A 6,500-nucleotide genomic window follows, 5' to 3' on the forward strand; every position below is an offset into this window, starting at 1 on the left:
GGCCCGATCCACCGCCACGGCTACCGCCGGATCGTCACGACGGACAGCGAGTTCGCCGGGACCTGGTAGCTGAACTGCCGTCCGAGCCGCGCAGGTCGACGATGCGGGGGATGACCCTGGTCGGGTCGGCGAGCGTGTTGCTCGCTTCGGGACCCGGGTCACTGAGTACCTGCACTCGTGCCGTGCTGGCCCGGCTGCCGGCGAAGTCGAGCCGTACGCTCTGCGGACTGTTGCCGGTGTTGACGATCTTGGTGTGGACCTCGCCCGTCGCGGTCTGAATCGTGCTGGAGCAGAACAGGCCCGTGCCGTCGGACGTGACCGGCAGCACCTGGTCGCCGACATTGCGAGCGAACATCTGCTGCACGTAGTACGACGCCCCCCCGTAGGACGTCAGCGGATCGAAGCCGATCATGTTGAAGCCCCACTGCGTCTGCCCCACGAAGGAGAACAGCGGCGCGTAGGAGGCCATCGTGACGATGTCGGAGTTGCGCTCCAGGCCGGTCATGAAGGCAGCTTCGCCCAGCGAGTAGCCGAGCGGGCCGGTCGAGATGTCCTGGGAGTTGCCCCGACGCGCGGCGTACTCACCGACGAAGATGTTGGGGCCGTTGCGGTCGTAGGTGTCGTAGCGGTGCGCCTGAACCGCCAACGACGTCGGCGAGCTGTAGAGGTGCTCGTCGAGGACCTCCATCGGTCGGCTGGTGACGGCCGTCGTGGCGATGGTGGTGATCTGCGGGTACGCCGCCTTGATGGCGTCGTGGAACCTCGCGTAGCGGTAGGCGTTGTAGCTGCTCGATCCGCCGCGGGCATTGTCCTCGTTGCCGATCTCGATCAGCGGGGTGGCGAACGGTTCAGGATGTCCGTCGGCGGCCCGCCGTGCTCTCCAGGGCGACGTCACCGGGCCGATCACGTACTCGATCAGGTCGAGCGCGTCCTCAACGTACGGGCCGAGGTCCGCCTCGGGAACGATCTCGCGCCCGTTGCCGATCCGCTGTCGGTCGATGCTGAACCCGGCGAAAACCCCGATCACCGGCGTCGCGTCCAGGTCCTCGGCGAGCCGCAGGTACTCGTAGAGGCCGAGGCCATCGTCTGACCAGTAGGACCAGGATGCGTTGTAATGCCCGGGCCGCGTCCAGATCGGTCCGATCGACTTCTTCCAGTCGAAGCGCGTGCCCCACGGATCGCTCGGGTCGTAGAGGCCCTGGACGTAGTTGCCGCCGGGGAAGCGAAGGAACCGCGGGTTCAGCGCCTTGAGCTTCTCCACCATGTCGGGCCGCAGCCCGTTGGGTTCGTCGTTGTAGGTCGGTGGGAACAGCGACACCACCTGGAGCCACACGGATGTGCCGGGGGCTACCTCGGACGGCTTGCCGCCCTGCTGGTCGATGCCGATGACAAACCGGTTGTTGGTCGACGGCTTCCCGCCGGGCGGTACCCGCAGGGTGGCGGTGAACCGCTGCCACGTCGAGGTCAGCCCGCTCACGCGGGCGGTCGAATGCACCCGCCGTCCGCCGGCATCCTCGATGCTGACGGTGAGCGGCCCGGTGAACCCGTTGCTGGCCTTGGCGAAGAACGACGCCTGATACGTGCGCCCCGGCACCACCGGGAGGCCGAAGTACCCGCCGTTGGCGATGCCGACGCGCTGCCCGGACTCAACGGAGTTCACCCGCAGCCGCAGCGAGCGGGTCAGCACCGCGTTGAGCGCCTGTTCGCCGTCCAGCGATGCCGTCGCCGATCCGCCGCGATCCTGCACGATCGCCCACCACGCCGGAGCCGTGGCACTCTCCATGAAGGCCCGGTTGCGGATCAGTTCGGCATACATGCCGCCCACGCCAGCGTGGTTGATCTCCTCGAAGAACAGGCCGTACAGCGTCGGACTGACGGCGTGAGCGGGGCTCAACGTGTCGACGGTCAGCGTCTGGGGGTCGGTCGCCGCCGCGTCGGCTGCTGTGGCTGCGCTATCGGCAATCCGGCAGCTGCAACGACGCCGCCGCCCAGGCGCAGCACATCTCGTCGGGACAGTTCCTTTCTCACGAGCTCGCCTCCTCTGGGGGAATAATTCACAAGCCAGGTGAGCGTTAACTTGCGCGCAAGTGAGCGTTAACATATCAGCGCTGGTAAAGACGTCAACCCTCCTGCCTGCTGCGGCACCCCGAGTGCAGATAATCCACATCGGCAGGTTATGTCCGGCGGTGTTAACGTTCACCCTCGTCAGTGGGCCGCCGCGCGAGGAGGCCCTGCGGCGTCTCTCCTCCTCTAACTCGACCCCGGCGCCGACCGGCACCCGGGCGTCCTGCTGGTCGGTTTCGCCGGCGACGTCGTCGCCGGTCTCCTGCTCGGCCTGGAGCTCGCGCCGGGCCTCCTTGATCCGGTTCCGGCCCCACCACTCGCTCCGCTTGAAGCGGTCGCCGAGCGCCTTGCCGGTCAGCGGCTCCCCGGCCGCCGCGGAATCCCGCCACGCCTTCCGCGCCGCCGCGTTCTCGTCGGCACCGTCCGGCGGCGCCGGGTCCGGGTCCGGCGGCACCACCACGTCCATCCGCGGCAACGGCACAGGCTCAGGCTCCGGCTCCGCCACGGCGGCCGGCGGCACCGGCTCGGGCTGGGTAGCAGGTCGCCTAAGATCATCCAACGCAACGGGGGCAGCTCCCTTGCTGGCGAGGAGCAGCAGACCCACGCCCCCAAGCGCAACTACAAGTGCGGGTCCGACGCCAAGAACGCGCCGCTCGCGTCCTGCCAGCCCCATTTGTCCACCTTTGGCGCGTCAGGCGATGGGGATCAAGGTTGCCATGGGCTACCAGCTCGACCACGCACAGGACTTCCGTGTTCACGATTGGATCAAGGCATGGCGCGCCCTGAACCGTGAGCTCAACAGGATCAAGGAGCTGGCCTTCGGCCCCCTGGTCGAGCCCACCCCGCTCATCGACATGACCCAGAACTCGTTCACGCGCCGGCCTTTCAGCCGGAGACAGATCAACTGGAGGGCGAAAACCAAATTGCGGGTGGCGCCCGGGGTTGCGTCCCGCTGGTTGGTGTAGAAGCTGACCTGCTTCGGCGTGCCTCGGGCATAGAGGTGGGTCATCGCGTGAGTCTCTGTGTGAACGACCAAGAACACGCAGAGGACGGAGTACGCGATGACCCTGGACCAGTCTGCCTTGTTGGAGGTGCTGGATGCACTCAAGGCAGCGGATGTGAATGATCGTGTCCGGCAGGCGGCCGAGACGATCTATCAGGCGTTGATCGAGGCGGAGTTGACCGCGGTGATCGGCGCCGCCCCCCATCAGCGCAGCGAGACGCGGGTGGCGCAACGCAACGGCCACCAGACTCGCATCCTGACCACCACCGCCGGCGACCTCGACTTGCGGATCCCGAAGCTGCGCACCGGATCGTTCTTCCCCAGCCTGCTCGAGCGGCGCCGGCGGGTGGACCAGGCGCTGTTCGCAGTGGTGATGGAGGCCTACCTGCACGGCGTGTCCACGCGCAAGGTCGACGACCTGGTCAAAGCCCTCGGCGCCGATACGGGGATCTCCAAGTCCGAGGTGTCCCGCATCTGCGCCGACCTCGACGAGGAAGTGGGTGCCTTCCGCGACCGGTCCCTGGCCACGACGGCGTTCCCGTATGTGTTCCTCGACGCGACCTACTGCAAGGCGAGGGTCAACCGGCGAGTCGTCTCCCAAGCGATCGTGGTCGCCACCGGAGTCCGCGCCGACGGCTGGCGGGAAGTACTCGGCTTCGCCGTCGGTGACAGCGAGGACGGCGCGTTCTGGACCGCCTTCCTACGCTCACTCAAGGCCCGCGGCCTGGGCGGGGTGCAGCTGGTCATCTCCGACGCCCACACCGGCCTCAAACAAGCCATCGCCGCGGTGTTGCTCGGCGCGGCCTGGCAGCGATGTCGCGTGCATTTCCTGCGCAACGTCCTGGCCCAGGTGCCCAAGGGCAACGCAGAGATGGCCGCCGCCGCGATCTGAGCTTCCCCCGGTTTCCCGGACACCTGAGCTGAGGCGACACTGGTCGCCGAGGGAGGAGTTCGGATGCCCGCACCACACCCGCCGGAGTTTCGTCAGCGCGCGGTCGAGTTGGCTCGGCTGCGGGACAAGCCGATCCGGGAGATCGCCAAGGATCTGGGGATTTCGGAGTCGTGTCTGCGTAACTGGCTGGCCCAGGCTGACACCGACGACGGTAGGCGCGAGGGCCTGACCAGCGACGAGCGTAAAGAGTTGGCGGCGCTGCGCAAGGAGAAGCGGCGCTTGGAGGTGGAGAACGAGATCCTGCGCCGGGCCGCGGCGTATTTCGCGCGGGAGAACGTCCTCCCAAAATGATGTACCCGGTCGTCGCCGATCTCGCCGCCGGCGGGATCGCGGTGGCGGTGGCGTGCCGGGTCCTCGGGGTGTCGACGTCGGGCTACTACGACTGGCGCGGCCGGCCCGTGTCGCGGCGACAGGCGGCCGATCAGGCGCTCGGTGAGCTGATCCACGAGGTAAATCAGATGTCGCGGGGCACCTACGGATCCCCCGCGGGTGCACGCCGAGCTGCGGCTGGCCGCGGGGGTGCGGTGCGGCCGTAAACGGGTGGAGCGGCTCATGCGGCATGCCGGTCTGCAGGGCGTGTATCGGCGCCGCCGCAAGGGCTGCACGGTGCGGGACCCGCACGCGTCGCCGTCGGCGGATTTGGTCAACCGGCGGTTCGTCGCCGAGCGGCCGGACGCGTTGTGGGTCACCGACATCACCCAGCACCGCACCAGCCAGGGCTGGGTGTACTGCGCGGTCGTGCTGGACGTGTTCGCCCGCCGAGTCGTGGGCTGGTCGATCGCCGACCACCTGCGCTCCGAACTGGTCATCGACGCCCTGGACATGGCCCGCTGGCGACGGCACCCCGCCGAGGGGCAGACCGTGGTCCATTCCGAGCTTTGCCGGTGTCCTCGTCGCGCAGAACCGGGATCAGCTTCCGGGGTGTCTTCGGCTGCCGAACCCGTTCCATCGGCGAGCGGTCGATGGCCTGCTCGTCGACGAGCAGCCACTTGAAGAACTGCTGCAGCCCCTTGTGTTTGTTCAGCGCGGTCGACGCCGACCTGGTGTCGATCATCCAGGCCTGGAACGCCTCCACGTGCGCCCGGGTCACCGCGCACGGGTCGTCAGCCGCACCGTCGGCGTCCGGATCCGGGGAAGACTCCCCCAGATACCGACCCAACTGAGGGGCAGCAAGGAGGTAGCTGTAACGGGTGGTCTGCGGGTAGTTCCCGCCCGCAGCGACCGGTCCCAGTCACGCAGGAACCCGGCCCAGGTTTGGGACAGTCCGACGGTGAGCTTCTGAAGATCCAGCAGTGGCATGACAACCTGCCCGACTCAAGGAGTCCAACAGCGGCGTGCTAGACCAGGCATCCATACCAAGCAATGAAAAGAGGGGCTCCCGCAAGTCGCTGAGCTGCGGAAACCCCTTTGCTGTCGGGACGGCCGGATTCGAACCGACGACCCCTTGACCCCCAGGACGTGGGGTCAAGCGTTACTGCACGTCACGCGCGTTTCGAGTTGTCGTAGACCATTCAAGGGCTCGCAGTCAGTGCACCCGCGCTGATGGCGTGTGGTCCCCGCGTGGTCCCCATGCGTCACGCTGCCGCGTTTGCCGGCCCGGCGACGGCCCAGACGGCCCAGAGACGGCCCCCGTCGATTCTCCTCCGGCGCTGAGCGAAGCCGGTCCGCTGCGCGCCGATCACCGCAGGCGTCCGCTCGGCTGTTGCTCTTAAGATGATCAGTGGCCGGTCGCATGGCCGGCCGGGCATCGGCGGGGGTGTGGCGTGGGCCGGCGATCACGTATCGAGTGGCACGACAACGGCGCGCTCGTCTGGGACCTGGCGGCTGACGCTGATCGTGTCGAGCGTCGGACTGCTGCTGCTCGGCGTCACGGCGGTCCTCTGGGCGGCCCGTACCCCGGCCGAGGCCGCCGCTGGAGACGACGGATTCATGTTCCCGGCGATGTTCGGTGCCGTCGCGCTTTTTGTAGCGGTGTCTGGACGAATCACCACAGCCAGCGCCCTGCGCCATGCGGACTTGCGCCTGCCGCAGGTCCCCCACCAGCTCGGGGTGGCACCCCGCATCGGGAGGCAGCGGCGCTCGCTACGACGTCGCAGCGGCATTGCCTACCTGTACATGGCGGTCACCGCTGGCGGACTTGCCGGCGCCGCGCTGGTGAACTGGGGTGAGCAGCCCCGCCTTGGCGGCCTGCTCGAACTGGCGCTCGCCGCCAGCGGCGGTGCCGGCTGCTACCTGGCCGGGCCGGCCGCCCGGTTCGTCGTCACACCGGAATATCTCCGGATCGAGACGGCGCTGCGGCGCATATCGGTACCCCGGCACCTGCTCGGCGAGTTCTCCCGGCGCGGCGTGGAGCTACCCGCCAGGCGAAGCTGCCCCGAAGGGGCCACTGATGTTGGGCGAAGTCCCAAGATCAGCGTAGGTTTCTGGCTTGTCGAAGGTCAGGAACCGAAGATCGGAACACGGCGTGCGTTTGACCAGGGT

General features: G+C 68.0%; 6 protein-coding genes and 2 pseudogenes. 5 read left to right on the forward strand and 3 right to left on the reverse strand.

Going from position 1 to position 6,500, the window contains the following annotated elements; translation table 11 throughout:
* Positions 1–34: 34 nt before the first annotated feature.
* Both JNW87_RS11645 and JNW87_RS41470 read right to left on the reverse strand, forming a co-directional pair.
* Positions 35–1,816 (reverse strand): alpha-L-arabinofuranosidase C-terminal domain-containing protein, encoded by a 1,782-nt coding sequence (locus JNW87_RS11645; protein WP_375373499.1) that lies wholly within the window; start codon positions 1,814–1,816, stop codon positions 35–37.
* Positions 1,817–1,905: 89 nt separating this feature from the next.
* Positions 1,906–2,058, reverse strand: coding sequence for a twin-arginine translocation signal domain-containing protein (locus tag JNW87_RS41470; protein WP_109802468.1), 153 nt, complete (start codon positions 2,056–2,058; stop codon positions 1,906–1,908).
* Between the two features lie 704 nt (positions 2,059–2,762).
* Between JNW87_RS41470 and JNW87_RS11650 the strand changes: the two genes are divergently transcribed.
* From JNW87_RS11650 to JNW87_RS11665, 4 genes and pseudogenes are all read left to right on the forward strand, one after another.
* On the forward strand, positions 2,763–3,029 hold the full coding sequence (locus JNW87_RS11650; RefSeq protein WP_146231114.1) for a hypothetical protein: 267 nt from the start codon (positions 2,763–2,765) through the stop codon (positions 3,027–3,029).
* A gap of 96 nt (positions 3,030–3,125) precedes the next feature.
* A pseudogene (locus tag JNW87_RS11655) lies at positions 3,126–3,956 on the forward strand (IS256 family transposase); the annotation flags it as partial.
* 66 nt (positions 3,957–4,022) lie between these two features.
* A complete protein-coding gene (locus JNW87_RS11660) occupies positions 4,023–4,310 on the forward strand; it encodes a transposase (RefSeq protein WP_109802466.1) in 288 nt (95 codons plus the stop codon).
* 198 nt (positions 4,311–4,508) lie between these two features.
* The gene (locus JNW87_RS11665) at positions 4,509–5,012 is read left to right on the forward strand and encodes a DDE-type integrase/transposase/recombinase (protein ID WP_109802464.1); all 504 of its coding nucleotides are present in this window, start codon (positions 4,509–4,511) and stop codon (positions 5,010–5,012) included.
* A 34-nt stretch (positions 5,013–5,046) separates the two neighbouring features.
* On the opposite strand, the pseudogene JNW87_RS40585 reads toward JNW87_RS11665, so the two are convergent.
* Positions 5,047–5,178: pseudogene (locus JNW87_RS40585) on the reverse strand (integrase); the annotation flags it as partial.
* A 554-nt stretch (positions 5,179–5,732) separates the two neighbouring features.
* Between JNW87_RS40585 and JNW87_RS11675 the strand changes: the two are divergent.
* Positions 5,733–6,500 (forward strand): hypothetical protein (locus JNW87_RS11675; protein WP_238453662.1); only part of this gene is annotated, 768 nt, incomplete at its 3' end.

It is taken from the genome of Micromonospora sp. ATA51 (assembly GCF_016802855.1).
In the GTDB taxonomy this organism is placed as follows: Bacteria; Actinomycetota; Actinomycetes; order Mycobacteriales; family Micromonosporaceae; genus Micromonospora; species Micromonospora sicca.